This window comes from Gluconobacter morbifer G707 (assembly GCF_000234355.1).
Taxonomy (GTDB): Bacteria; Pseudomonadota; Alphaproteobacteria; order Acetobacterales; family Acetobacteraceae; genus Gluconobacter; species Gluconobacter morbifer.
In genome coordinates this window covers 72,642-99,134 of record NZ_AGQV01000006.1, presented here as the reverse complement: position 1 = coordinate 99,134, position 26,493 = coordinate 72,642, and the positions used below count along the sequence as shown (strand labels likewise).

Here is a 26,493-nt window from a genome sequence, read left to right as displayed (position 1 = left end):
AACGCCTATAGTTGCCGGATCATAATATTCTCCAACATCCGCAGGCCTGCTTTCGTGTCACCACAGATTAACCGACGTGCCCTTCTGGGCATGGGTGCCGGTCTTTCGATGAGCGCCCTTCTCCCTTCCATCCAGCGCGCCCGTGCCATTCCCGCCCGGCGGGACAGCGGAACGATCGAGGACGTCCAGCACATCGTCGTGCTGATGCAGGAAAACCGGTCCTTCGATCATTATCTGGGTCACCTCTCAGGCGTCCGCGGCTATGGAGACAGACACGTCATCCGCGGCCCGGAAGGGCGGCCCATCTGGTGGCAGAAACGCCAGAACGCGGAAAACGGCTGGATCACGCCCTTTCATCTCCCGACCCAGACCAGCAGCGCCGAATGCGTCATGGACCTCGATCACAGCTGGCGCCCCACCCACGGCGCGATCAACAAGGGCTGGAACAACCAGTGGCCCCGTCATAAGAAAGACATGACGATGGGCTACTACACACGTGAGGACATCCCCTTCCACCATGCACTGGCGGATGCCTTCACCACCTGCGACCATTTCTTCTGCTCGACCCCGACGCAGACCCATCCCAACCGCTATTATCTCATGACTGGCATGGTGGATCCCACCGGTTCGGGCGGCGGTCCGATCCTCGACAACGTGGACTGGGTGGACAGGGAATTCTACCCGCACGTTCCCAACCCCTTTACGTGGACCACCTATCCCGAACGCCTCCAGAAGGCCGGAGTCTCCTGGCAGGTCTATCAGCAGGGTCTATCCGGCTCAGATGTTGAGAACGGAAATTTCGGCACCAATATCCTGATGTGTTTCCGCAATTTCGTAGACGCGCCGCCCGGCTCCCCGCTCCACGAACGCGCCATGACTGCCCGCACGCTGGACCTCCTGCGGCAGGACGTTCTGGCAGACCGTCTGCCCCAGATCTCATGGGTCCTGCCTCCGGCCGCCTACTCGGAACATCCGCGCTGGACACCCGGCTACGGTGCAACCTTCATTGCCCGGACACTGGACGCCCTGACAGCCAATCCGGATGTGTGGGCGCGGACTGTCTTCCTCGTCATGTATGACGAGAACGACGGTTATTTCGATCACATGGTCCCCCCACAGCCTCCCACCCCCGTCCTGCCGGGCAAAAGCACTGTCCCTGTCACGGGTGAAATCCATGACCGCCCGACACCGTTCGAACCCGGGCGTTATACCGCTGACATGCTCCCCTACGGCCTTGGACCACGTGTCCCGGCTTTCGCCATCTCACCATGGAGTACGGGCGGATTTGTCTGTTCGGAAGTCTTCGATCACACCTCCGTCCTGCGCTTCATGGAAGCCCGTTTCGGCGTGGCGGAAACCAACATTACGCCCTGGCGCCGAGCGGTCTGCGGCGACCTGACAGGCGCCTTCGACTTTTCCCGCAAACGCCACGCCACGGTGCCGCTGCCCGACACACGGGCCTATCGCGCAATCGCCGATGCGTCCTGCAAACTGCCCAGTCCCGTCATTCCCCATGAAAGCACGCTCGCGGATATCGGCCCGGTCGAACGGGGCAGCCGCCCCGCCCGTCCATTGCCCTATATCCTCGCGGCGGATGTAACGCGCTCCGAGTCCGGAACCGTCACGTTCTCCTTTCGGAATGACGGGACACAGGCAGCGTGTTTCTATGTCTATCATGACGAAACGCAGGAGACCCCGCGCCGCTATACGGTCGGTGCCGGTCAGTCCCTTCAGGACAACTGGGATACGGACCGCAACAGAACACACTGCTTCACGGTCACGGGCCCCAACGGTTTTGCACGCTATGCCCGGTTCACGCCCCACCCTGAAATCCAGACCACGGCACAACATGACGGGACGTCATCCGCCCTGCAGCTGACATTCCGCAACAGCAGCACCCATGATCGCCTGCTCACTCTGCGTGACAACGCCTACGGCGCAGAAGACCAGACCATTTCCCTGCCTGCCGGACAGACACAGCAACTGACCCTGTCTCTTGCCGCAAGCCATTGCTGGTATGACCTGACCATTTCCACAGACCAAACCGATGGCAGCATCCTGCGTCTTGCCGGTCACGTGGAAACCGGCAGACCTGGCATCACGGACCCAGCCATGGGCACCACGCTTCCGAGCTGACAGCCCCGCCCCCTGGGATCAGTCGGTCAGGAAAGCTCCGGCAGATCCCGCAGGGCATCTTCCAGCACTTCGGATGGCATGGAGGCACTCTGGGCCTGCGTCGGGAACATTCCGTCCCGAACCTCAGCAACATACTGGCCAACAGCCTGTGTCATCTCCGCGCCGATCTCCGCGAACCGTCTGGCATGTCGGGGCGACTTCTCGTCGAACAGCCCCAGCACATCATGCCAGACTTGAACCTGGCCATCACAACCGGCCCCGGCGCCAATCCCGATTACCGGAATCGTTAACCGCCGGGAAACAGCTTCCGCCAGAGGTGCAGGTACGACTTCCAGAACAAGCGCGAACGCCCCGGCTGCTTCCAGCGCCAGAGCATCATCCATCAGCCTGCGCGCGGCCGCAGCTTCCCTGGCCTGCACCCGTAGCCCGATCTGATGCTGGGACTGTGGCGTCAGGCCAAGATGCCCCATGACAGGCACGCCCCGTTCCGTCAGATGCCGGACGACAGGAACGATTTCAATGCCACCTTCCAGCTTGAGCGCCTGACCACCTCCTTCCTGCATCACGCGCCGCGCCGCCGTCACGGCGTCCTGCTTCGTGGCATAGCTAAGAAAGGGAAGATCCACGACGACCAGTGCTTCGCGGCTGCCCCGCATGACCATACGGGCATGAAGGATCATGTCTTCCACCGTCACAGGCAGCGTCGTGTCATGACCATGCATAACCATGCCAAGCGAATCCCCGACCAGCAGCATCGGCACACCAGCTCGCTCGGCAATCAGGGCCGAAGCAAAATCATAGGCGGTCAGCATGGCGATTTTCTCGCCCGCAGCCTTCATCTTCCGGATGTCGAGTATGGTCCTGCGCCGGCTCATTCGGGAACTCCTGACAAATGATGCCTCTCCTTAGACAGACCCTCTTTTCCGGAGCAACCCCACCTCACGCAGCACGCCATAAAACACGGACCATGCAGGATACTTCCCGCACGATCCGTAAATTCCGCAGAAATACGCCGCATTCCTTACGTGCGCGGCAGATGCTCTGCGATATAGGGCGGCAGATTGAAGGCACCAACATGTATTTCCGGCGTCCAGTAGCGGGTCGTACCGATGATGCCGGCTGCCTCGCCCCGGGCGCGGATCTGCTCCAGCGTCTGGGTGTTCGGAGACTGCCCCTTGGACGCCATGCCCAGCGTCATGAAACCACCCACATAGGTCGGTACCGCCGCAACATATGCCGTCACATGCGGAAAGAACTTCGCACGACGCAGACTGGTCTCATGCAGTTCATCCGCCTGCATGAACGGTACGCCACACTGATTCACGATCAGCCCTTCATCGGACAGGATCCGTGCGCAGTTGCTGTAGAATTCATCCGTGAAAAGGACTTCACCCACGCCGATCGGGTCCGTGCTGTCCACGATAATGACATCGAAAGACCCATCTTCAGCCTTGGCCACATAATCAATGCCATCGCCCACGATCACGTCCGCCCGGGGATCATTCCACGCATCGCCGGCAATATCGGGGAGATACTGCTTGGACAACTCGATGACAGCACCGTCGATTTCTACCATGACGGCTTTTTCCACCGTGTCATGCTGAAGCACACGCCGCAGAACACCACCGTCGCCCGCGCCGATAATCAGCACCCGCTTCGCGCAGGGATGCGCCAGAAGCGGCACATGGGTCAACATTTCCTGATAGACAAACTCATCACGCTCGGTGATCTGGATGACACCATCCAGCACCAGGACCCGACCATGACTGGAGCTTTCAAAAACCACCACGTCCTGAAAATCGGATTTTACGCGCGCAAGCTCCCGCGTCACGAGAAAACGCTGTCCCCAGTCCGGGTACAGGGTCTCGTTGAGCCATGTTTCAGCCATGGATCATCGTTTCCTTATCGGATTATATCGGAAAGGGGCCGTTTTCGATACGGCCCCTTTGAGAAATCAGGCCGCGTCGCGCGCCTGATCCTGCACGCGCCCGCGACGAACCGCATCCACTTCAATGCGACCAGCCTGGAAGAGGCGCTGCATGACCGGAATCGACAGATTCGGATCACAGGCACCACACATGAATACGTCAACGGCGGCAAAATTCCGCTCGGGCCATGTGTGGATCGAGATATGGCTTTCCGCCAGTACCAGCACGCCCGACACGCCACCATTGGGCGTGAAATGATGGAAATGGCTGTGCAGGATCGTAGCTCCGGCCGCCAGCGCGCCTTCGCGCAGCGTCTCATCGATCCGTGCCGGATCATCCAGATTCCGGGCATCCCAGAAATCAATGAGCAGATGATTGCCAGCAAAACGCTCGCCGTCACGCTCGATAAAATAATCCTTGCGCTCGTCTTCAAAAGAGTGAGCGTCGCTATTCTGGATATCTCTCGGGAGTCCCGATACCATCCCCAGTTGAGCAAGTGCGTTCATCACGTACCCCCAAACCAGTAGACAGCCTGTTGGGCGAAACCGCCCCCTTGGGCCAGGAAGCGCGGTAGTTAGACCCCCTTCCCATGCGACGCAAGAACTTTCTGGGTCGATTCTCCAATATGTCACACAACCCTCTCGACCCATGTTTTCACTGCATGGCAAAAGGATTTTCCATCACATAATCGCGGAGAAACCTGTTTCTGGGAGCAGGGGCCTTACGCTCTCCCGCCGGGAGGCCTATCTGTCATTATTACAAACCTTGCAAACAGACATATTCGAAAACAATGCGATTACTGATTTCAGCTACCGTTCTTGCGACCTCTCTCCTGACATCCATTCCGGTCCGGGCGTCGCCCCTTACCCTTCATTTCCCGCCCTACACCAACGGTACGACCGTCTCCGGCACGGTTCAGGGCACAGAAATGAACCGGTATTTTCTGTCTCTGAAAACAGGCCAGCGCATCATCGCCCACATCCATTCCAGTAACACGCGGGTTTTTGTCCTGCTGCGGGATCCGAATGGTGACGTCCTGTCAGATTCATCACAGAATCACATGCCCAACAATCTGGCTGTGTCCCTCGCTCCGATGGACGGGCTCTATTCCCTGGAAGTCTTTCTCTACCACGCCACCAGCCAGCAGCCCGCCCCATACACACTGGGCGTCACAGCCCGCTAGGGAGCCATGATGCCCAGCGTCAGGACCCGCCAGGGAAAACACCGTTTCCCCTGACAGTCATCCGTGATCAGTTCTTGTCCTTGTCGACAAGCTTGCCCTTCGCAATCCAGGGCATCATCTCACGCAGCTTCTCACCGGTCTTCTCGATCGGATGTGCATCGTTCCGGGCACGGATGGCCTTGAAGCCCACACCACCGGACTGATTCTCCAGAATGAAGTTCCGCACGAACGTGCCATCCTGAATGTCCGTCAGAACGCGCTTCATCTCAGCCTTCGTTTCCGGCGTAATGATGCGCGGACCGGTCACATACTCACCATACTCCGCCGTATTGGAGATGGAGTAGTTCATGTTCGCGATGCCCCCTTCGTAGATCAGGTCCACGATCAGCTTCATTTCGTGCAGACACTCGAAATAAGCCATTTCCGGCGCATACCCGGCTTCGGTCAGCGTCTCGAAACCAGCACGGATCAGATCGACAAGGCCGCCGCACAGAACAGCCTGCTCACCGAACAGATCCGTCTCGACCTCTTCCTTGAAGGATGTTTCGATGATGCCCGCACGGCCACCGCCATTGGCTGCGGCATAAGACAGCGCAATATCCAGAGCATGCCCCGAAGCGTTCTGCGCGATCGCCACGAGTGTCGGCACACCGCCGCCACGCTGGTATTCGGAACGGACCGTATGACCCGGACCTTTCGGTGCGATCAGGAACACATCCAGATCCGGACGCGGCTCAATGATGCGGAAATGCACGGACAGACCATGAGCGAAAGCGAGTGCGGCTCCCTGCTTCAGGTTCTTTTCAAGGGACTCCTTGTAAAGCGCACCCTGGCCTTCATCCGGCGTCAGCACCATGACCACATCGGCCCAGGCAGCAGCCTCGCCCGGCTCCAGAACCTTGAAGCGCGCATCCTGCGCCTTCTTGACGGCAGAGGACGTCGGACGCAGACCGATGACAATGTCGGACACACCACTGTCGCGCAGATTGTTGGCATGCGCATGACCTTGGCTACCATAGCCGATGATCGCGACTTTCTTGCTCTTGATCAGATTCAGATCGGCGTCACGATCGTAATACACCCGCATCAGACAGGCTCCTTCTTAAGATGAAATATTTCCGGACCACGCCCGATGGCGGCGATCCCGGTGCGCGAAACCTCGGCCAGCCCGAGGGGGCGCATCAACTCGATGAATGCGTCGATCTTGTGGGAAGCGCCCGTCAGTTCGAACACAAAACTTCCTGCCGTCGTATCCACAGGCCTGGCGCGGAAGGAATCAGCAATCCGAAGCCCTTCGGTCCGTGCTTCCCCGCGGGACACAACCTTCACCAGCGCCAGCTCCCGCCCGACATACGCCCCTTCTTCCGTCAGGTCACACACATCATGAACCGGGATCAGACGTTTGAGCTGCGCCTTGATCTGCTGGATCACCATGGGTGTTCCCGACGTCAGGACCGTAATCCGTGACAGACGCTGCTCTGCATCCACAACAGCCACGGTCAGGCTCTCGATATTGTAGCCACGACCGGAAAACAGCCCTACAACCCGCGCCAGGGCGCCACTTTCATCCTCGATCAGAACGGAAATGACCGAATGTTGGATCGTTTCTGACATCAGACCAGCATCTTCCCTTCTTCGGTCAGTCCCGCCGCTTCGGAATCCTGATCGGGACCGAGCAGCATCTGGTTATGCGCCGCACCCGAGGGGATCATCGGATAGCAGTTCTCATTTTCAGCGACACAGATATCCGCAATAACCGGCCCGTCATGCGCCAGCATCCGGCGGATCACATCATCCAGTTCCCCGACCGTCGTGGCGCGCATTCCCGTCGCATGAAAGGACTCCGCCAGCTTCACGAAATCCGGCAGCGCTTCACTGTAGGACTGGGAATAACGCGAGCCATGCAGCAGTTCCTGCCACTGGCGCACCATGCCCATGTAGTGATTGTTCAGGATGAAGATTTTTACCGGCAGACGATACTGCGCGATCGTCCCTAGTTCCTGGATGTTCATCAGGGTGGACGCCTCGCCTGCAATATCAATCACCAGCGCATCCGGGTGAGCGATCTGCGCACCGACCGCAGCCGGCAGACCGTATCCCATGGTTCCCAGCCCGCCAGACGTCAGCCAGCGGTTCGGCTTGTCGAACTGGAAGTGCTGCGCGGCCCACATCTGGTGCTGCCCTACTTCCGTGGAGACGAACGTGTCACGCCCTGTCTCCTGTACGAGTTCGTACAGACGGCGGATGGCATGCTGCGGCCGGATGATGGCGTCCGAAGCCATGTCCTGCGTGAAGCCGAACCCATCCACACTGCGCCAGGAGTTGATCTGGTTCCACCATGTCTCCAGATCCGGCGCCGGCGTATCCCCCCAGGCTTCAATCAGGGCTTCCAGTGTATCACGGACATCCCCTTCCAGCCGGACATCGACCGGGATGATCTTGTCGATCTGGCTCGGATCGATATCGGCATGAACCTTGAAGGAATTGGGCGAGAAAGCATCAACCCGACCGGTTACACGGTCATCGAAACGCGAGCCCAGCGCAATCAACAGATCACAGCCATGCGTCGCCATGTTGGCTTCGACCGAACCATGCATCCCCAGCATTCCCAGGAACTGTGGATCCGGAGACGGAAATGCCCCCAGTCCCATTAGCGTGGACGTCACGGGAAAACCCGTCCTGCGCGCAAGGACACGCAGCAGCTCTGAGGCTTCCGGTCCGGAATTGATGATGCCGCCGCCAGTATAGAACAGTGGGCGCTTTGCCGTTTTCATAGCCGCAACGGTTCGCGCGATGGCCTCCCGGTCCGGCCCGCCCTGATGGCGAAAGCGCTGCAGCCGCGACAGCGCCGGTTTCGTCAGCGGCGCCCTGCCGACCGTGATGTCCTTCGGAAGATCCACCAGAACCGGCCCCGGACGACCGGACCGCGCGACCTCGAACGCTTCCCGGATTGTCTGGGCCAGTTCTCCCGGTTCCCGCACCAGATAGTTGTGTTTGGTCGCAGGACGGGTAATGCCCGTCGTATCGGCTTCCTGAAAAGCGTCGTTACCAATCAGCTTCGTCGGCACCTGCCCCGACAGGCAGACAAGCGGTATCGAATCCATCAGGGCATCTACAAGCCCTGTCACGGCATTGGTCGCCCCTGGACCCGACGTCACGAGCACGACACCCACCTTGCCCGTGGACCGGGCATAAGCTTCGGCCGCATGAACCGCAGCCTGCTCATGACGCACCAGAACGTGACGAATGCGATTCTGCCTGAAAAGTGCATCATAGATGGGAAGGACAGCCCCTCCCGGATAGCCAAAAACGACCTCTACGCCCTGTTCATCGAGAACGCGCAGAAGCACCTCCGCGCCGTTCAGCGCTTCGTTGCCCGTCTTCGCGTCTCTTTCAGCAGCAGCAGTCACTCTGTCCTCCCAAAGTATGAGGCGGGCGGTTTAGAACGGACCGGCAGCGACGTCAACTCGATCCGATATAAAATTTTCTATCTTTTCGTATTCACTTTTCGATTCTTGCGTATAAGCATCATATCTGAGCAATGAAATTATTGAGTCTTCCTTTTTGCCCAGTGCATGATGCCGGAACCAAGTCGCCTGCCGCCGGGTATACCGCCCCGTGGCAAGAACCGCAGAATCCCGTGCCTCCTCTAGACTGATGTCCCCCTGCAGAACAGCCGCAAGTTCCGGAACGCCATGCGCCCGCATGGCCGGAAGCGCCGGATCGAGCCCCCGCCCCAGCAGATCCTTCACTTCACGTTGCGCGCCCTCTTCCAGCATGACGGAAAACCTGTCTCCGATCGCCGTCCGCAACCTGTCCCGCGGCGGATCAAGCTGCACAGAAATGAACCGGCAGGCCGCAGGGGGAAGACCGGGACGCCGGCGCCACCAGGCCAACCCGTGCCCCGTTCCGCGCAGAACCTCCCATGCCCGGGAAATCCGCTGGCTGTCATTGGGCCGTAAACCACCAGCCGTCTCTGGATCCTGCGCCATCAGCCGCTCATGCAGGGCCGCCGGACCGATCTCCCCCACCAGACGACGCGCCTCCGTCCGTACGTCCTCTCCCGGGTCCGGCACTTCCACCAGACCGTCCGTCAGCGCCCGCATGTACATGCCCGTACCGCCACAAAGGACGGGCAGCCGTCCCGCTTCCCAGGCTCTGTCCATTTCCGCAAGCGCCTCCGTCCGCCACCAGGCCACACTGCCTGCTATGGCCGCATCCAGCACCCCGTACAGCCGATGGGGCACAGCGGCTTCGTCAGCTGCATCCGGCCGCGCGGTCAGGATCCGCAGATCACGGTAAACCTGCATGGAATCCGCATTGATAATGGTCCCTCCGAAACGGAGGGCAAGACGAAGAGCCAGAGCCGACTTGCCGGAGCACGTCGGGCCAGCCACAATGATCGCAGTCTTCGGGGCGTCCATTCCCCGTTCCTGCCACACGTGCCGGACCGTTACGAGAGCTCATGTCCCTTCCAGCCGTTCTTACCCTCATCGCCGATCGCCGATCGGGTTCCCTCAAGCCGGAGGCCATCGACGTGGCCCGCACGCTCGTCAAGGGCAAGGCCCCGATCGTCCTGTCGGAAGGTGAAGCCGTGGACATCCCCTGCGGAACACCCGGTCCCGGCGCGCCCAGTGCCGCCACCATCCGCGCGACGCTCGCCCCCTACCAGACCGATGCGCTCCTGCTGAAAACGCGCGGCCGTCGCAAGGCCGTGCTGGTCGCGGACATGGACAGCACGACCATCACGGGTGAAACGCTGGACGAACTGGCCGACCTCCTCGGCTGCGGGGAAGAAGTCGCGGCCATCACCCGCGCATCGATGAACGGGGAACTGGATTTCGACTCCGCCCTCGAACAGCGCGTCGCGCTCTTGGCCGGAAAACCGGCTTCAACACTCGAGGACGTCTGGAAACGGATCCGCCTGACAGAAGGCGCATGCGAACTGGTCCAGACCATGCGCAGACACAATGCCCGCACAGCCCTCGTCTCGGGAGGATTCACATGGTTCACGCAGCGTGTCGCCAGTCTCTGCGGCTTTGACGAAAATTACGGCAACGTTCTGGAAATCGTGGACGGCAAACTGACCGGCAGGCTGGAAGGCCCCATCCTCGGTCCGGACACCAAGCGCGTTCATCTGGATCGCCTGGTAGCGGAACGGGGCGTGCAGCTTCGCGCCGCCCTGACAACCGGAGATGGCTCAAACGACATTCCCATGATGGCAACAGCCGGGCTGGGTCTGGCCTTTCACGCCAAACCCAATGTCCGACGCATCATCCCGCACCAGATCAATTATTCCAGCCTGCGCGCCCATCTGTTCGCGCAGGGCTATTACGCCCGCGACTTCGCCACGGACTGACACTTTCCCGGGGCCGGCCCTGTTTCCGGACATCCGGAAAACAGGGCCTCCTGTCTTAGTATCCCCCAGTATAGGAGGGAACTCCGCCATAGGACGGAACCGCATAAGGATAAGGCGTCGGGGCATACCCACCATACGCTCCGGCAGGAACACAGCCCTGGTAGGAATTCCCGTAATATCCGGGAGGACACACCGCCTGGGATTCCTCGACAGCCATGCCAGTAGCCAGACCAAGACCGACGCCAAGTCCCCAGCCCCAGCCACCCCAGCCCCAGCCGCCGCCCCAGCCCGGCATTCCCCAGCCATAACCGAACCAGCCAGGACCACCCCAGCCGTTCCAGCCACCCCAGCCCGGGTACCCCCAGCCGCCAAAGCGGGGACCACCCCATCCGCCTCGCCAGCCACCGCCAAAACCGGGACGAAAACCCCAGCCACCGCCGCCACGAAAACCTTCTGGTCCTCCACGGAAACCGCCCGGACCGCCCCCGCGGAAACCACCTGGCCCTCCGCCAAATCCGCCACCACGAAAACCGCCACCACCTGGTCCTCCCCCATGGAAGCCCCCGCCTCCATGGAAGCCTCCCCCCGGACCGCCATGCTGCGCCAGCGCCGTTACCGGAGAAAGACCGACAGCCAGAGCAAGCAGAAACGCGGGAGACATTTTTGACATAGGGTTCATGGCCCCTCTCCTGGGAAAAAACCGTATCAGTTTCTTATATCGGATCAGAGTGTGACACCGCAAAGATGGTTACCTCAAGGCGAAACAAGTCGTTTCACGTGAAACAAAGCAGTCACTTCACCCTGTCATCGCCGGCGACGCGCGCCGATATGCCCTCCCAGACGCTCCAGCGCAGCGCGAAGTTCCTCATCCTCTACCTCCGGCACCTCGACGGGACACGGCTTGGGACGCGGCCGTGCAGGGCGCTCGAAAGCCGTCATGTCCTGCACGATCCTCAGACGCTGGATACTGCTCTCTCCCCGCAAACCACAGGCCGTATTGATCCGTTCCAACAGCTGGGGCGTAAGATGCTGGAGCTCCATGGCAATAGGCCCGGAACAGGCGATGGTCAGGGTACCCGCGCTCAACCGTCGCGGCTCTGTCTGACGTGCCAGACGAAGCCCGACAAAATTCTCCCAGTCCATCATCAGACGAACCAGAAGAGGCGACTTTTTGCGAAAAGCCGTTTTCGTCAAGGTGGGCACGAAAGTCCCGATCTGGCGCGCGCCCCAGTTCCGGCGCGGCTGCCATGTCGTCTGCGTATCCGTCCCCTGTGGCCGGGAGCGCTTGTCCGGAGACTGATCCTTCTTCATATCCGTATCCGTGACTCCTGATGCATCAGCCCTGCTCCGCTGGTACGACACGCACCGGCGCATCCTTCCCTGGCGCAGCCTCCCCGGGCAGCGCCCCGATCCCTATGCCGTCTGGCTTAGCGAGATCATGCTCCAGCAGACAACGGTCAAGGCCGTCATAGACTATTACAACCGTTTCCTCACGCATTACCCCACCGTGCAGGGTCTCGCGAACGCACCCTTGGAAGACGTCCTGCACCTTTGGGCCGGACTGGGTTACTACGCCCGTGCACGGAATCTCCATGCCTGCGCACGGCGCGCCAGTGAACTGGGCGGCTTCCCCGAAACGGTTGACGCCCTCCTTACCCTCCCGGGGATCGGCGCCTATACCGCCCGGGCCATCGCGGCGATCGCCTTCGGTCAGCCCGTCGTCCCGGTGGACGGAAACGTGGAACGGGTCACCGCGCGCCTTTACGCCATGGAAGACCCCCTGCCCGCCAGCCGCTCCCGGATCGCCCAACAGGCTGCCCACCTCAACGCCGATGCTGAGGCGCAGGCACGCCCTTCCGATTTCGCACAGGCACTATTCGATTTAGGCGCCACGATCTGCACTCCGCGTGCACCATCCTGTCTGACCTGTCCCTGGCGCACATCCTGCATCGGACAGTCCCGCGGCATTGCCGCAAGCCTTCCTGTCAAGGCACCAAAACAGGCACGGCCCGTTCGTTACGGCGCGCATTTCGTCCTCCGGGATGGAAAGGGAAATGTCCTTCTGCGCCAGCGGCCCCCAAAAGGTCTTCTCGGCGGCATGGATGAATGTCCCGGAACGGAATGGCGCAGCACTCGCTGGGCCGAAGAAGACGCCCTGTCTCACGCACCTTTCCTAACGCAATGGCAGGACCGTGGAACCGTCACGCATGTCTTCACGCATTTCACACTTCATCTGACAGTCTATGAAGCCACCCTGCCCGCAGGTCATAATGCAGGGATCAATCAGAGCTTTGGCACGTTCCGTCCCGCAGAACGCGCCGCCCTGTCCGGCGTCATGAAAAAATGCCTGCTTCGGGCCGACCAAGATGTGGAGACGACATGACCAACTCATCACCGGAACTTCGCCTGTGGTTCATGGACTGGCATGGAACGATGCTTGATCATGATCCCGTGCGGGATTTTTTTGTCAGGAGCCCGTTCCAGCCGGACCTGCTGCCCGACATCTCCGCCCTGACCCCCCTGCCGTTCACCCTCCCGGCAAAAATCCGCTGGGAAAAGCGTCTTTCCATGCCACGCCCCTTCCCGGACATGGAGATACTGGAAAAAGAGAATAATCTCGTTTTCATACTGCTTCCGGGCACGCCCTACCAGATGATCAGCGCCCCCGACGCATTTCGCCCTCCCAACGGTTTTATCGGCCTGCATTCCCATAACCGACTGGAGTGGGAAACCTTCCTGCCTCTGACGGAATTCATGCTCCGCGGCCTGTTCCGTCTGGAATCGGACAAGCTCCAGCTACAGACGGAACAGGATGATATACCCCTTCCCGCCCTGACCATCACCGAAGGATTCATGGGGCATCTGGGACCCCACACTCTCCCACTGAACCGGAATCTGGAGACTTTCGTACAGATAGGTCGGGCATCTCTTTCCACGCCACAGCCCTTCACACTGCGACTGGACAATGAGGAAAGCCTGACCCTCGTCATCAGGGCACGGCCTGACACAATAGGACAGTAACTTCACATCTTCCGTGAAAGACAGGCCTTCCTGCACCTTCCCGAAACAGCCAGACGTTGGCGACGCAGAGGCATTTCAGCCAGGAGCGCGCCATGTCATCCAGCCTGCCAGACCATAATCATCCAAATGACCCTTCCCTGTTCGATACAGGCCGCCTGAAAGACGGAAGGATCATTTTCGACACAGAAACTCCCGCAACAGGCACTCCGGAAAAGCAGATCCCCCAGATCCTTCCTCCTGCCGAGCGGGTAGGATTCGCCATCATGGGGCTGGGGAGGCTGACCCTAGAGCAGATCCTGCCCGCTTTCGCCGAAAGCGGGCTTGCACGCGTCGTGGCTCTCATTTCGGGCCGCAGGGAAAAGGCCGAAACTGTCGCGCGAAGCCATGGTCTCACCGCTTCGGACATCTTTGGTTATGACGAAATCCACCTGTTGAGCGAACGTCCGGACATTCAGGCCGTCTATGTTGTCACGCCCAACGCCTTTCATGCTGAACAGGTCGAAGCCCTCGCCGCCGCCGGAAAGCACGTCCTGTGCGAAAAACCCATGGCCAACACCTCCGAAGAGGCGGAACGCATGGTCGCCGCCTGCCAGAAAGCCGGCGTCAAACTCATGATCGCCTATCGCTGTCATTACGAACCCCTGAACCGGGCCGTCGTCCATCTTGTTCAGAGTGGTGAACTGGGCCAACCCAGACTGATAGAAGCCGTCAACACACAGTTTCAGCAGGGTGCGGACCAGTGGCGTCTCAACCCTGGACTGTCAGGCGGAGGCGCACTGCCGGATATCGGCCTGTACTGCCTTAACGGGGCCCGTGCGGTCCTTCTGGAAGAACCAGGCATGGTCTTTGCCCAGATGGTCAGTCCACCAGACGATCCACGGTTCACTGATCTGGACGAGACGTTTTCTTTCATGATGCGCTTTCCCTCCGGCGTCATTGCAAACTGCACGACCAGTTATGGCGCCTATGAATGCAAGGACCTCCGCATCAGGCTTCAGAAAGGCTGGATTGAACTGGAAAACGCCTTTGCCTATGGCGGACAACGCCTGCGCGTGGCCCGGCGGGAAGGAAATCATGAAAGCATCAGCGAGTGGCGTCTGCCGCCCAGCAACCAGTTTACCCTGGAACTGGACCATTTCGCAGACTGCATCCGACGCGACGTGATACCCCGTACTCCCGGCGAAGATGGCGTGAAGGACCAAAAACTAATGGAAGCCCTTTATCGTTCCGCCCGGACGGGACAGATGATCACGCTGGATGGCTCCTGACCGAAGAGCCGGCCCTCTCCCGCTGCCGTAGGATTGATCTTCCATGAACAACGGAATGGCAGCTCCGGAGTCCGGCCTCCGCTTCTGGATAAACGTGAAAACCATGCAGGTATTTTGGAAATATCCACATATCAAACTCCTTTGTCCCTTCGTTATTTGAAAGGAAAAAGTAGTAATTTTGTCTCCTTTGAAGAGAAGGAAGCCGTCATGTGCAGAAAATCAGGCTTTTCCACCCAAAATGACCATCACCCTACTTACTTACAAACTCCCTGTATTCCCGAAAAATGACAGTAGAATTATTTTTATTTTCCTGATTTTTATCCCCTTTTTCGAAAAGGGTTTTTTCAAATTCTTGTAATATTCTGCTTCCCTACTTCACAGCACCCATTTTTGCCTTAAACCTTCACCCGTCTGGAGCAGATCGGTGACATTGAAAATGGCCGGGATGTCTCCTTGGCTGTTATGGGAAGCTATGTTCAGGGCAATCACTTTCTCTGCCGTTTGCACCAAAACCTTTTCAGAAATGGTCCGTCTGTCCATCCGCGGTGTGGAAAATTTTCTTCCACAGGAACACCCCCCTGGCTCCGGCCAGGTCCAGCAGACCGATCTTCACCGAAGCGCTTCCCACACCTCTGCTCCAGACACCCGACCGTCCGTCTCGCAGACAGGTCCGGTCCAGGAAATACATATCCATGCCAGCCACTGGTTCCTGCTCCCCCCGGGGAAACCACACCACCGGCGCCCCATGGAGGCTCCGCGCGTTTCGCAGTCCGTCAGGTCCGTTCCACCTGTCCGGCTTTTCGGCGAACGATCATCTTTCCCATTCAACGGCCCCGTCTCCGGCCAGATTTCTGCAGTATCAACCCGTTTTTCCGTTTTTCTTCAGAAATCCGACCGACCACACGGCTCCTGAGGTAATGAAACCATGACCTTTACTGTCGGACACTATCTTGCCGAACGTCTCGCCCAGATCGGCCTCAAGCATCATTTTGCCGTGGCGGGTGACTACAACCTCGTGCTGCTGGACCAGCTTCTCGAACATGGCGGCATGAAGCAGATCTACAGTTGCAACGAGCTGAACTGCAGCTTCTCGGCAGAGGGATATGCCCGTGCAAACGGTGCAGCAGCCGCTGTCATCACCTTCAGCGTCGGTGCCATTTCAGCCATGAACGGCATCGGTGGCTCCTATGCCGAAAATCTGCCGGTCATCCTGATCTCCGGCTCGCCGAATACCAATGATTATGGCACGGGCCACATCCTGCACCACACGATCGGCACCACGGACTACAATTACCAGCTGGAAATGGTCCGTCACGTCACCTGTGCGGCAGAAAGCGTCATCTCCGCTGACAGCGCCCCGGCCAAAATCGACCACGTGATCCGCACGGCGCTACGCGAAAAGAAGCCGGCTTATCTGGAAATTGCCTGCAACATCGCATCCCAGCCCTGTGTTCGTCCGGGTCCGGTATCGTCTCTGCTTTCCCATCCCGTTCCAGATGAGGAAAGCCTGAAGGCCGCCCTGAACGAGAGCCTGAACTTCCTCGAGAAGCGCAAGAATGTCGTCATTCTTGTCGGCAGCAAGCTGCGTGCAGCGGAAGCCCTTGAGGAAACCGTTGCCCTGGCGGACAAACTGGGCTGCGCCGTTACGGTCATGGGGGCGGCCAAGAGCCTGTTCCCTGAAACGCATCCCGGCTTCCGTGGCGTTTACTGGGGTGAAGTCAGCAGCCCGGGCGCCGAAGAACTTGTCCAGAAGGCGGATGGCGTCATCACGCTTGCCCCTGTCTGGAACGATTACTCCACCGTCGGCTGGCGCGACTGGGTCCGCGGTGAACGCGTGCTTGAGGTCGAACCGCATCGCGTCACCGTCAACGGCAAGACATTTGAAGGCTTCCGCCTCAAGGAATTCCTGAAGGCCCTGACCGAGCGGACCTCGGCCAAGCCTGCATCCCTGACGGGCGAATACAAACCGGTCACGCTGCCCAAGGCCGACCCGAAGAAGCCGCTGACGAACGACGAAATGACCCGTCAGATCAATGAACTTGTCGACGGCAATACAACGCTCTTCGCCGAGACAGGTGACTCCTGGTTCAACGCTGTCCGCATGAACCTGCCCGAAGGTGCCAAGGTCGAGTCCGAAATGCAGTGGGGCCATATCGGCTGGTCCGTGCCGTCCATCGTCGGTAACGCCACCGCCGCACCGGAGCGCAAGCATGTCCTGATGGTCGGTGACGGGTCTTTCCAGCTTACCGCGCAGGAAGTGGCGCAGATGGTGCGCTACGAACTGCCAGTCATCATCTTCCTGGTGAACAATTACGGCTACGTCATTGAAATCAAGATCCATGACGGCCCGTACAACTACATCCAGAACTGGGATTACGCCGCTCTGGTGAAGTGCTTTAACGGCGGCGTCGGCGGTGAAGGCGGCGGTCATGGCCTCGGCCTCCACGCTACCACGGGCGAAGAACTGGCCGAAGCCATCCAGAAGGCCAAAAAGAACACCCGCGGCCCGACCCTGATCGAATGCAAGCTCGACCGGGAAGACTGCACGAAGATGCTGGTGGAATGGGGCAAGCGCGTTGCTGCCGCCAACTCACGCAAGCCGAAAGTGGACTGAGCGTTTCTTCAGTCCGCCTATCTGATCAGACAACCCCCCGCACTCCGGTGCGGGGGTTTTTTATTGTGCCGTTTCAGCAGACTAAAAATATTATCCCGTCACCAGGTGTAATCTGGCTTACAAACATCATGTCAAACAATGTCTGCCACATTCCATTTCCCCGAGGTTTTCATGATGCGTCCCGCCTTTGTCCTGATGGCAGCCCTGTTCGTGCTGGCGGGCTGTGAATCACAGCGCCAGATCATCACCCAGAAAGAGGATTACCTCCTGGCGGCTGGCTTCCATCAGCAACCCGCCAATACGCCGAACCGTATCGCCAAGTTCAGGAAAATGCCGCCCCACCGCTTCATCCGCCAGGTCAACGCCACCAGTCACGAACCGGCCTATCTGTATGCTGATCCGTCCATCTGCGGCTGCCTCTATGTCGGAGACGCGAAAGCCTATGGGAAATATCTGGCGGATCAGAAAAAGCGCAATCTGACGACCGAAGAGGAAGATGGCGAGATCATCGACACTTCACATGTCGGATGGGACTGGGGTCCCGCTGGTCCCGGCTTCAATTCAGGCTACGGTCCGGGCATGGGTTGGTAACCGCTTCTCCTGAAAGACCATTCCCGTTCATGCATCTTGGCCCGAGATGGACGTCAGAGCAGCCGGGCAATTTTCATGAACAGGAAGGTCACGCCCATGAACACGAAACAGACAACCCCGGCTTCAACCGTTCCCCAGGCTCCGCCCGCCAGGAACATGCCCCCCGTATTCATGCCAAAAAACCCTGTCACAAACGTGGCGGGCAGCATTAACGTGGTTCCCACCGACACGATGTAAAGCCGTCTGTTGGTTTCTTCCGCCTGGTTGGAAGCCAGCTCATCCTGCAGGGAGCGCGCCCGGTCCTGCAGGGCAATCAGGTCATCCAGCGCCGCATGAACCTGCCGCTCCGCCCGGTCCCGCAGTTCGTCCTCCGCCCACTCAGGCAGGTCCAGATCCTCGTCCTTCAGAACGCGGTCAATCGGTGTCACCACGCGGCGCAGTTCCGTCGCACGACGGCGCACCTTACCCACGATACTACCCAGATGACCCAGATCGGAGCGATGCTCGATCAGAAGCAGAACATCCTCCGCCCGGTCCAGATCATCATCCAGCTGCCCGAGCTGCCGGCGGACAGTCCCCGTGAACTCCCGCAATGCCCGGTCAATGATCCCCGCCGGTGTACGGGGAATATGATCCGGCTTGAGAGAGCGGTACGCCGCACCCAGCACGGGAATGGGATTGCGCCGCGTCGTAATCAGCAGATCGGGCCGCATGGCAAAACGCCAGGCACAGATCTCACGGTCTTCTTCTGACAGGGCATCATCAAAAGCCGGAAGCGCGCCCCAGATGAGATCACCAAACGCCTCAAGCGCAATTCCGTATTCCGTTTCCGCCAGCATCGCGCAAACGTCTTCAGGCAGATCAGGCAATGTCGCCACATGTGCCCGGGCCGAACTGTGAACCGTGTCGAAATGCAGCCAGTACCACCCTTCCCCCTGCGGAGAACGCTCGGGTGCCAGCAGCGCCTCTACCTCGGCCGAATTCAGGGCCCGCAGTTCCTGACCCGGCACTGCATGAACAGCCCAGACAAGCCCGTTGGCGAAAGCGGGCGTTCCCGTTTCCTGATGGGCAGGATCGAGGACCGTGAAAGGAAAGTTGTAGGCGGTACTGTCTGACACGGCATCCTCCTGTTCTTCAGGGGGTCTTCGGGGCCGGAACGACTGGCGAAAAGCGGCCTGTAGGCTGGATTGCCGTTGTCTGACACGGTCCGGCAACGGACGCAATATGTCGGGCCGGAGCAACTGTTCCGCATTTCAGGTGTTAACAGAGTCCCACTGGGAGAACCAGTTCTTCCACAATAAGGAAGGAACAGTCATGTCCATCCATTTCAAAACATCCCTGCTTGCCGCCAGCCTGCTGATGGTCGCTCCGGCCCTCGCACCTCAGGCCCGGGCGCAGGCCGTCAGCGTCCCCAGCAACGATCAGCCGCAGTCCGCTGCTTCCGCCGCCAGTAAGGCAGCCCATTCGGACATCGATCAGCCCAACAACCGTCTGCCCACGAACCCGCATACGGTCGCCGAACAGCCTGATCAGCCACCGCCGACCTCGCCCGGTCACATGCAGTCTACATCCCAGACAGGCAGCGTGCCATCCGACCAGTCCAACGTCAAAAACGTCGGGACGAGCCATCACCGAAGCGGTCACAAGCATCGCGGCATGAAGCATACAAGCCCGGACAGCACGTCTTCGGACGGCTCGCCACAATAAAACCCCGCCCTGCACCGGAGCCGCACTTTCCGCAGCTCCGGCAAGGCTCTATACCTGCTGCCATCCAAGACGGGCAGTAAGGGCCTTATTATGACGACGCAGGATTACAAGGTACGCGACATCTCCCTGGCGGACTGGGGCCGCAAGGAAATCTCCATCGCGGAAGGTGAAATGCCAGGCCTGATGGCTCTCCGCGAAGAGTACAGGGACGCACAGCCGCTCAAGGGTGCCCGCATTGCCGGCTGCCTGCACATGACCATCCAGACCGCCGTTCTGATCGAGACACTGATCGCCCTTGGCGCGACTGTCCGCTGGTCGTCCTGCAATATCTTCTCCACGCAGGATCACGCCGCTGCCGCCATCGCTGCAGCCGGTATTCCCGTCTTCGCCTGGAAGGGCCTGACGGAAGACGAGTTCAACTGGTGCATCGAGCAGACGATCAAGGGACCGGACGGCTGGACACCGAACATGATCCTCGATGACGGTGGTGACCTGACCGTCATGATGCACGACAAGTTCCCGGAACTCCTGAATGAAGTCCGCGGCCTGTCCGAGGAAACAACGACCGGTGTTCACCGTCTGTGGCAGATGCAGAAAGCAGGCACGCTGAAGGTTCCCGCCATCAACGTGAACGACAGCGTCACGAAATCCAAGTTCGACAATCTTTATGGCTGCCGTGAAAGCCTAGTGGACGCCATCCGCCGTGGTACAGACGTCATGATGGCCGGCAAGGTGGCCGTCGTCGCCGGTTACGGTGACGTAGGCAAGGGGTCCGCCGCGTCTCTGCGCAATGCGGGCTGCCGTGTCCTCGTGACCGAAGTCGATCCGATCTGCGCGCTTCAGGCCGCCATGGAAGGCTATGAAGTCGTGACGATGGAAAACGCAGCCCCGCGTGGCGATATTTTCGTCACCTGCACGGGCAACGTGGACATCATCACGATCGATCACATGCGCGAAATGAAGGACCGTGCGATCGTCTGCAACATCGGCCACTTCGACAGCGAAATCCAAGTCGAAGCCCTGCGCAACTATCGCTGGAACAACATCAAGCCGCAGGTTGACGAGATCGAACTGGCGCCGAACCACCGCATCATTCTCCTTTCCGAAGGCCGTCTGGTGAACCTCGGTAACGCCACGGGCCATCCGTCCTTCGTGATGTCCGCCTCCTTCACGAACCAGACGCTGGCCCAGATCGAATTGTGGACGGCTAAGCCGGGCCAGTATGAAGTCAAGGTTTACACCCTTCCGAAGAAGCTGGACGAAAAGGTCGCCGCCCTGCATCTCGCCAAGGTTGGCGCAGCGCTTTCCGAGATGAGCAAGAAGCAGGCGGACTATATCGGCGTGCCGGTCCATGGTCCCTTCAAGCACGAAGAATATCGCTACTGATCGGAACAGGACAGGCAGGACGGACGTTCTGCCTCCACATCACTGACTGACAGGAGTTTCCCCATGGGTCTTTTCACCAGCATCATGTCCAAGATTTTCGGACATGCCGAAGCTGCTACACCGGCTTCGGGCGCAACGGCCGCTACAGCCAACGCACAGGCCGCAGCCGGAGCGCCGGGAGCCGCCGCTCCCGCGACGCCGTCCGCGCCCGTGGATGTGGATGCCGTCCTGTCGGACCTAGCGTCCAAAGCCGGGCAGCCGCTGAACTACAAGACCTCCATCGTGGATCTCCTCAAGCTGCTCGGTCTCGATAGTTCTCTCCAGGCCCGCAAGGAACTGGCTGGCGAACTGCACTACACGGGCAGCACGGATGATACCGCCACGATGAACGTCTGGCTCATCAAGCAGGTCTATGCCGAGTTGGCCAAGAATGGTGGCAAGGTCCCGGCTGACTGGACGCACTGAACGCGCGCTCAGGTCTGTCTCGACCCGTAAAAAAAGCCCGGCTGGAAACAGCCGGGCTTTTTTTACCAGGGCAAAGGACGCTTGTCCGCCAGCGGATCGATCTTCGGCTGCGTCAGCGGGCCGGAATCAATAACGATCACCATGTCCCCGGCGATCGGTGTCGGCTGACGATCCTTGGGAAGCAGTGCCTGAAAGCGTGGATCATAACTTGCCGCCTGTTCATACTGCACATCAATCAGCCCGTAATGATCCATGAACCTGTTCATGGTCGCGGGAATACGGATGCATCCTTCCGAAGCGGGGTGCCCCAGCCGCCATTCCAAGAACTGCGGATCGGTCGCGTGGATCTCCAGACGGATCTGTCCGGTCTCCTGCCGGGGAAGCCAGCCTTTGGTCGCTGTCTGCCATCCCATATCCCACACGCGCGAACCCTTCGCACCGATCCCGCGGATACCGTATTTGTTTTTCGTCCCTTCGGCGCGATAGCCAAGGCGGTCCGTCGTGTTCTGAAAAACGCCTGTAGGTGTGATGTAATAATATTTGCGCCCCGTCGTCCCGGTGGAGACCGGTGTTCCACCAAGGGATTCCCAATGCGCATCCGGCAGCGCCAGCACGAAATCAAGCCGCTGAACCCGCTCGTTGCGATCCACCACCATGACAAGCTGCGGCCGGGTTACGGGCAGGCCGGACTGTTGGACGGCAGCCTGCGCCATGGTTAGAAATGCAGCCCGACGCTCCGGTGTATAGGTGGAAAACCGCTTGACGCTCTTCTTCATGGCCAGCGCCAGTCGTGAAGCCTCCTCCCGCGCCTGCTGGTCGCTGACGACAGGAAGCGGCGGAATATCGACCGGCGGTGGGGCCGTCGTCGTGTCTGTCGGCGGATTGCTGGCGGGCGGCGGGACAGTTCCCTCAGGCGCCGCCGGCATTATGGCCTGTGACGGCGCGGTAGGCGTGATGCTGGTAGAGCGGGCACAGGCGGAAAGCGACAGGAATCCGCCTGACAGAACTGTCGAAACACACAGAAGAGCCGTTGCGCGAACCACCCGGGAAACAGAATTCAGCATCAGGACACCACCCTCGGGTTCAGTTTGTTGAAAGAACGCGAGGGCACAGCAGATCTGTCCGGCGTTCGATGAAGGCTGGATGCCCGATAACATCCCGCCTCCACATGAAAGGTGTCACAGATCCAGCAGCAGCCGCCGCGGATCTTCGACAAGCTGTTTGACACGCACCAGGAAACTCACGGCTTCCCGCCCGTCCACGATCCGGTGATCATAAGACAGCGCCACATACATCATGGGCCGGATAACCACCTGCCCGTCCCGCGCAACCGGACGGTCCTGAATGGCATGCATTCCCAGAATACCCGACTGCGGCGTGTTCAGGATCGGCGTGGACAGCAGCGAACCGAAAATCCCGCCATTGGTGATGGAGAACGTCCCGTGTGACAGTTCCTCCAGCTTGAGCGCACCGGCCCGCGCGCGCTTGCCATAATCGGCGATCCGGCGTTCCAGTTCGGCAAAGCTCATCTGGTCCGCGTCATGAATGACCGGCACAACCAGACCGCGTTCCGTCCCGACGGCAATGCCCAGATTGACGAAATCACGATAGACGACTTCATCGCCCTCGATCTGGGCATTGATGGCTGGATAATCCTTCAGCGCCCCTACCACGGCACGGGCAAAAAAGGACATGAACCCCAGACGGACGCCATCATGCTTCTTTTCGAACTCATCCCGGTACTGCGCGCGCAGCGCTCGTGCAGCGGACATGTCGATTTCGTTGAACGTCGTCAGGATGGCGGCCGTGTTCTGCGCGGACTTGAGATTCCGCGCAATGGTCTGCCGCAACCGTGACATGGGAACACGCCGCTCGCGCTGGTCCGTGCCCGTAGGTGGCGAAGCCGGAGAACGGGGCGGAACAGGCCTGGACACCGGCGCAGCAGAGGGCGGGATCGGAGCCTGACTCGGAGCAGGAGCCGCTTTCGGAGCTTCGCGCGCCGGTTCGGGCGCAGCCTCGGATGCGGACGAACCATCCGATTGAGGTTCGGGAGCCGCCGGTTCCGGGCTCGGGGGCGCTTCAGCCGTCTCGTCCACGTCTCCCAGAAGGCCACCGATCTCCACTTCTGTTCCAACAGGGAGACAGTGCTCCAGCCGCCCAGAAGACGGTGCCGTCACCTCGACGCTGACCTTGTCCGTCTCAAGCTCCACAATCACGTCATCATGCCGGACGTAATCGCCCTCGTGCTTCACCCACCGCGCGACAGTTGCAGTCGTCAGGCTTTCGCCCAGTGCAGGGACCCGAATCTCGACAGCCATCGTTCTACCTCACTTGCAATCCGCCCCTGTCCGGGGAAGTCTCTTCGTCTTCTGGGCCGGTGGGCCGGCACGGGTTCATCCAGACCATGATAATGCATCCTTCCCGCCAGCGGGAGGCGGGAACCTTCTCCTGATCAGGACTTTAGAATTCTATAGAGACAGGAACCGTCCATGACCACGCCTCCAGAATCCCCCGCCTTTCTGACGTCAGACCACATTTCCCACCGCACCCGTAATATTCTCCTGAGCCGGATGGAACAGGAAACCCTGTCCAGACCGGAAGTTCTTTCCCTGTCAGCTTTCGCCGTTCTGGACGCCCTGATCCCCGTTCTCCTGCCACAGGACAGCGTCCTGCCCGGTCATCCGCTCAACCTCGCGGTCCGGATTGACCGCGCCCTGGCCGGTCCGCGTGACGGCTGGCGCTTCGCCGAGCTTCCGCCCGACGCACAGGCCTGGGAAGCGGCTCTCCTGACACTGGATGATGTCAGTGTCAGGCGCCATGGCATGCGGGTACTCCATCTGGCCGCAGACCTGCGGGGAGAGTTGCTCGATGACCTACTGGCCGGGACCATTGGCCTGCAAGCGAAAGGACGGCTGACCCCGGCGCAGATGCAACGCTGGAGCGGTGACCTCCGCGCTGATGTGGTCGAATGTTTTCTCTCCGATCCCACCGTACAGGCCGCCCTGGGCATTTCCGCAAATCTGACGGGTGGAGACGACATCATCCAGGGCTTCCATTCGGTCAGTCCGGACAGCCGGGAGGATTTCGAACCCTCCCCTACCGCGCCCGTTTTTCAGGACTGAACCGGACACCACAATGAAAACCTATTCTGACACGGAAACCGTCGATGTCGTCGTGGTCGGCAGTGGCGCGGGTGGCGCCCCCCTTGCCGCCGAACTGGCACGGCACGGCAAGAGCGTGGTCGTCCTCGAAGCCGGCCCGGCCTTCTCCGCCAGAAACCATACACCGGACGAAATCACGGCGCGCGAACTGTACTGGCTGAACGAACGGCTTTCCACTGGTACGCACCCGCAGGCTTTCGGCGGCAATAACAGCGGCACCGGACTGGGCGGTTCCCTGCTCCACTATGGCGCCTTCATGCCTCGCATGGATGCACGGGACTTCCACCTGCACACTGAGACCGGCAAGGGCGTGGACTGGCCCTTCGGTCTGGACGAACTGCTGCCCTATATCGAACGCGTGGAATCCTTCATCGGCGTCTCCGGTCCCGCCTCCTATCCATGGGATGCCAACCGTCGCTACGCCTACCCGCCTCCGCCAGCCAATTCAGCTGCCCTGAAGATGCGCGAAGGCTGCGACGCACTCAGCCTGAAGCACGCTGACGGTCCCGCCGCTCTCATCACACGGAACACGGAACAACCCTGGTTCGGCGAGCGCGCTGGCTGCGTGAACTGCGGAGCCTGCCATCAGGGCTGCCGTAACGGCGCCAAATCCGGCGCGGACAACACCTGGCTCCCCATGGCAGTGGCCCATGGGGCCGAACTCCGTCCCGGCTGTGTCGTGCATGGCCTTGAGCGGGATGGAACCGGACGCATCACGGCCGTCATTTACCACAGAGATGGTCAGGATCACCGGCAGCGATGCGAAACCGTTGTTCTCGCAGCCGGTGCAGTAGAAACTCCCCGCCTCCTGCTCCACACTGGCCTGGCCAACAGTTCCGGACAGGTGGGAGAAAACTATATGACCCATGTCTCCACACAGGTCTGGGGCGTCTTCGACGAGGACATGCGTCCGAACCGGGGCTATCCCTCCCTCACCATCACGGAAGACATGGTCCGCCCTAAAGACGCGGACTTCGTCGGTGGATACCTGATCCAGTCCCTCGGCATGATGCCACTGACCTGGGCCTTAAACCTGGCCCGCAGCACAACAAGACGTGGACACGATCTCACGCAGTCCCTTGCAATGTACAACCGGAGTGCGGGCATCGGGATCAACGGTGAATGTCTGCCGCGGCCGGAAAACCGCGTCACGCTGTCAGACGAAACGGATGCCCTCGGCGTCCCGAAACCCCTGATTTCCCATTCCTACGGACCGAACGAACTCGCCATCCACGCCCATGCCGCGAATCTTCTGGCCCGTCTCTGGAATGCCGTAGGCGCACAGGATATCCGCGTCATTGACCGGGCTGCGCATATGATCGGCACCTGCCGGATGGGAACCGATGGCGACAGCGCCGTCGTCAATTCCGTCGGCCGCAGCTTCGACATCGATAATCTCTGGATCTGCGACCATTCCATCTTCCCGAGCGCCGCCGCTGCCAACCCGGCACTCGCCATCATGGCGCTGTCCCTGCGAACTGCAGACGCCATGCTGAAAAACTGACATAAATCAAAGTGTCAACGCGAGGTGGTCTCTTCTTGACACCGCCTCGCGCGCTCCGGTAATCGGACGGAGACATACCGGCGGCGTTCCTGCCTCCCGGTCTCCTTTTCCAACCGGATGACGCACGCTTCAGGTGTCGGCCCCCTCGCCGCATGGCAGGTCCGGACATC

General features: G+C 60.0%; 26 protein-coding genes. 13 read left to right on the top strand and 13 right to left on the bottom strand.

Features of this window, described 5'->3' with window-relative positions:
- Positions 1–54 precede the first annotated feature (54 nt).
- Positions 55–2,136: a phosphocholine-specific phospholipase C gene (locus GMO_RS09310; protein ID WP_040508943.1), complete on the top strand. Its 2,082-nt coding sequence runs from the start codon at positions 55–57 to the stop codon at positions 2,134–2,136.
- 26 nt (positions 2,137–2,162) lie between these two features.
- Here GMO_RS09310 and panB read toward each other — a convergent pair whose 3' ends face one another.
- The 3 genes from panB to speD form a co-directional block, all read right to left on the bottom strand.
- Entirely contained in the window at positions 2,163–3,011 is an 849-nt protein-coding gene (gene panB / locus GMO_RS09305) for a 3-methyl-2-oxobutanoate hydroxymethyltransferase (RefSeq protein WP_040508939.1), read from the bottom strand.
- Between the two features lie 146 nt (positions 3,012–3,157).
- A complete protein-coding gene (speE, locus tag GMO_RS09300) occupies positions 3,158–4,024 on the bottom strand; it encodes a polyamine aminopropyltransferase (RefSeq protein ID WP_008852128.1) in 867 nt (288 codons plus the stop codon).
- Between the two features lie 66 nt (positions 4,025–4,090).
- Entirely contained in the window at positions 4,091–4,570 is a 480-nt protein-coding gene (gene speD, locus GMO_RS09295; RefSeq protein WP_040508935.1) for an adenosylmethionine decarboxylase, read from the bottom strand.
- A 284-nt stretch (positions 4,571–4,854) separates the two neighbouring features.
- Here speD and GMO_RS09290 point away from each other — a divergent pair, with 284 nt between their 5' ends.
- Positions 4,855–5,247 carry a hypothetical protein gene (locus GMO_RS09290; RefSeq protein ID WP_008852126.1) on the top strand — a complete coding sequence of 131 codons (393 nt, stop codon included), beginning with the start codon at positions 4,855–4,857 and terminating at the stop codon, positions 5,245–5,247.
- A gap of 67 nt (positions 5,248–5,314) precedes the next feature.
- Here the strand turns inward: GMO_RS09290 and ilvC are convergent, their stop codons facing one another.
- The 4 genes from ilvC to miaA are packed head-to-tail and all read right to left on the bottom strand — an operon-like array spanning position 5,315 to position 9,671.
- Positions 5,315–6,334 carry a ketol-acid reductoisomerase gene (ilvC, locus tag GMO_RS09285; protein ID WP_040508931.1) on the bottom strand — a complete coding sequence of 340 codons (1,020 nt, stop codon included), beginning with the start codon at positions 6,332–6,334 and terminating at the stop codon, positions 5,315–5,317.
- A complete protein-coding gene (gene ilvN, locus GMO_RS09280) occupies positions 6,334–6,861 on the bottom strand; it encodes an acetolactate synthase small subunit (RefSeq protein ID WP_008852124.1) in 528 nt (175 codons plus the stop codon). The genes ilvC and ilvN overlap by 1 nt, the downstream gene beginning before the upstream one ends.
- Entirely contained in the window at positions 6,861–8,657 is a 1,797-nt protein-coding gene (gene ilvB / locus GMO_RS09275; RefSeq protein ID WP_008852123.1) for a biosynthetic-type acetolactate synthase large subunit, read from the bottom strand. Before ilvB ends, ilvN begins: the two co-directional genes overlap by 1 nt.
- 30 nt (positions 8,658–8,687) lie before the next feature.
- Positions 8,688–9,671: a tRNA (adenosine(37)-N6)-dimethylallyltransferase MiaA gene (gene miaA / locus GMO_RS09270; protein WP_040508927.1), complete on the bottom strand. Its 984-nt coding sequence runs from the start codon at positions 9,669–9,671 to the stop codon at positions 8,688–8,690.
- Between the two features lie 41 nt (positions 9,672–9,712).
- Between miaA and serB the strand changes: the two genes are divergently transcribed.
- Complete coding sequence (serB, locus tag GMO_RS09265) at positions 9,713–10,606, top strand: phosphoserine phosphatase SerB (protein WP_008852121.1); 894 nt, start codon at positions 9,713–9,715, stop codon at positions 10,604–10,606.
- 55 nt (positions 10,607–10,661) lie between these two features.
- On the opposite strand, the gene GMO_RS09260 is transcribed toward serB, so the two are convergent.
- Both GMO_RS09260 and GMO_RS09255 read right to left on the bottom strand, forming a co-directional pair.
- Entirely contained in the window at positions 10,662–11,285 is a 624-nt protein-coding gene (locus tag GMO_RS09260; RefSeq protein ID WP_040508924.1) for a hypothetical protein, read from the bottom strand.
- Positions 11,286–11,410: 125 nt separating this feature from the next.
- The gene (locus GMO_RS09255) at positions 11,411–11,917 is read right to left on the bottom strand and encodes a DUF721 domain-containing protein (protein WP_008852119.1); all 507 of its coding nucleotides are present in this window, start codon (positions 11,915–11,917) and stop codon (positions 11,411–11,413) included.
- 10 nt (positions 11,918–11,927) lie between these two features.
- On the opposite strand from GMO_RS09255, the gene mutY reads away from it, so the two are divergent.
- The 3 genes from mutY to GMO_RS09240 all read left to right on the top strand — a co-directional run bounded on the left by mutY (position 11,928) and on the right by GMO_RS09240 (position 14,895).
- The gene (mutY, locus tag GMO_RS09250; protein WP_008852118.1) at positions 11,928–12,989 is read left to right on the top strand and encodes an A/G-specific adenine glycosylase; all 1,062 of its coding nucleotides are present in this window, start codon (positions 11,928–11,930) and stop codon (positions 12,987–12,989) included.
- Positions 12,986–13,627: a hypothetical protein gene (locus GMO_RS13580; protein WP_008852117.1), complete on the top strand. Its 642-nt coding sequence runs from the start codon at positions 12,986–12,988 to the stop codon at positions 13,625–13,627. The genes mutY and GMO_RS13580 overlap by 4 nt, the downstream gene beginning before the upstream one ends.
- A 92-nt stretch (positions 13,628–13,719) precedes the next feature.
- Entirely contained in the window at positions 13,720–14,895 is a 1,176-nt protein-coding gene (locus tag GMO_RS09240) for a Gfo/Idh/MocA family protein (protein ID WP_040508919.1), read from the top strand.
- Between the two features lie 517 nt (positions 14,896–15,412).
- Here GMO_RS09240 and GMO_RS14425 read toward each other — a convergent pair.
- Entirely contained in the window at positions 15,413–15,589 is a 177-nt protein-coding gene (locus GMO_RS14425) for a hypothetical protein (RefSeq protein WP_175282607.1), read from the bottom strand.
- Between the two features lie 231 nt (positions 15,590–15,820).
- Here GMO_RS14425 and GMO_RS09235 point away from each other — a divergent pair, with 231 nt between their 5' ends.
- Together GMO_RS09235 and GMO_RS09230 are read left to right on the top strand one after the other, a co-directional pair.
- The gene (locus GMO_RS09235; RefSeq protein ID WP_008852112.1) at positions 15,821–17,509 is read left to right on the top strand and encodes an alpha-keto acid decarboxylase family protein; all 1,689 of its coding nucleotides are present in this window, start codon (positions 15,821–15,823) and stop codon (positions 17,507–17,509) included.
- Positions 17,510–17,647: 138 nt separating this feature from the next.
- The gene (locus GMO_RS09230) at positions 17,648–18,100 is read left to right on the top strand and encodes a hypothetical protein (RefSeq protein ID WP_008852111.1); all 453 of its coding nucleotides are present in this window, start codon (positions 17,648–17,650) and stop codon (positions 18,098–18,100) included.
- A 53-nt stretch (positions 18,101–18,153) separates the two neighbouring features.
- On the opposite strand, the gene GMO_RS09225 is transcribed toward GMO_RS09230, so the two are convergent.
- Positions 18,154–19,218 carry a transporter gene (locus tag GMO_RS09225; protein ID WP_008852110.1) on the bottom strand — a complete coding sequence of 355 codons (1,065 nt, stop codon included), beginning with the start codon at positions 19,216–19,218 and terminating at the stop codon, positions 18,154–18,156.
- Between the two features lie 196 nt (positions 19,219–19,414).
- On the opposite strand from GMO_RS09225, the gene GMO_RS09220 reads away from it, so the two are divergent.
- The 3 genes from GMO_RS09220 to GMO_RS09210 all read left to right on the top strand — a co-directional run bounded on the left by GMO_RS09220 (position 19,415) and on the right by GMO_RS09210 (position 21,658).
- Positions 19,415–19,807, top strand: coding sequence for a hypothetical protein (locus GMO_RS09220; protein WP_050801453.1), 393 nt, complete (start codon positions 19,415–19,417; stop codon positions 19,805–19,807).
- 90 nt (positions 19,808–19,897) lie between these two features.
- The gene (ahcY, locus tag GMO_RS09215; protein ID WP_008852108.1) at positions 19,898–21,193 is read left to right on the top strand and encodes an adenosylhomocysteinase; all 1,296 of its coding nucleotides are present in this window, start codon (positions 19,898–19,900) and stop codon (positions 21,191–21,193) included.
- A 63-nt stretch (positions 21,194–21,256) separates the two neighbouring features.
- Positions 21,257–21,658, top strand: a complete 402-nt coding sequence (locus tag GMO_RS09210) for a DUF3597 domain-containing protein (protein ID WP_008852107.1) — start codon at positions 21,257–21,259, stop codon at positions 21,656–21,658.
- A 62-nt stretch (positions 21,659–21,720) separates the two neighbouring features.
- Here the strand turns inward: GMO_RS09210 and GMO_RS09205 are convergent, their stop codons facing one another.
- A complete protein-coding gene (locus GMO_RS09205; RefSeq protein ID WP_008852106.1) occupies positions 21,721–22,722 on the bottom strand; it encodes a L,D-transpeptidase in 1,002 nt (333 codons plus the stop codon).
- 114 nt (positions 22,723–22,836) lie between these two features.
- Positions 22,837–23,976 (bottom strand): dihydrolipoyllysine-residue succinyltransferase, encoded by a 1,140-nt coding sequence (sucB, locus tag GMO_RS09200; protein WP_008852105.1) that lies wholly within the window; start codon positions 23,974–23,976, stop codon positions 22,837–22,839.
- 171 nt (positions 23,977–24,147) lie between these two features.
- Between sucB and GMO_RS09195 the strand changes: the two genes are divergently transcribed.
- Both GMO_RS09195 and GMO_RS09190 read left to right on the top strand, forming a co-directional pair.
- Positions 24,148–24,780 carry a gluconate 2-dehydrogenase subunit 3 family protein gene (locus tag GMO_RS09195; RefSeq protein WP_008852104.1) on the top strand — a complete coding sequence of 211 codons (633 nt, stop codon included), beginning with the start codon at positions 24,148–24,150 and terminating at the stop codon, positions 24,778–24,780.
- Positions 24,781–24,793: 13 nt separating this feature from the next.
- On the top strand, positions 24,794–26,323 hold the full coding sequence (locus tag GMO_RS09190; RefSeq protein ID WP_008852103.1) for a GMC family oxidoreductase: 1,530 nt from the start codon (positions 24,794–24,796) through the stop codon (positions 26,321–26,323).
- Positions 26,324–26,493: the final 170 nt, after the last annotated feature.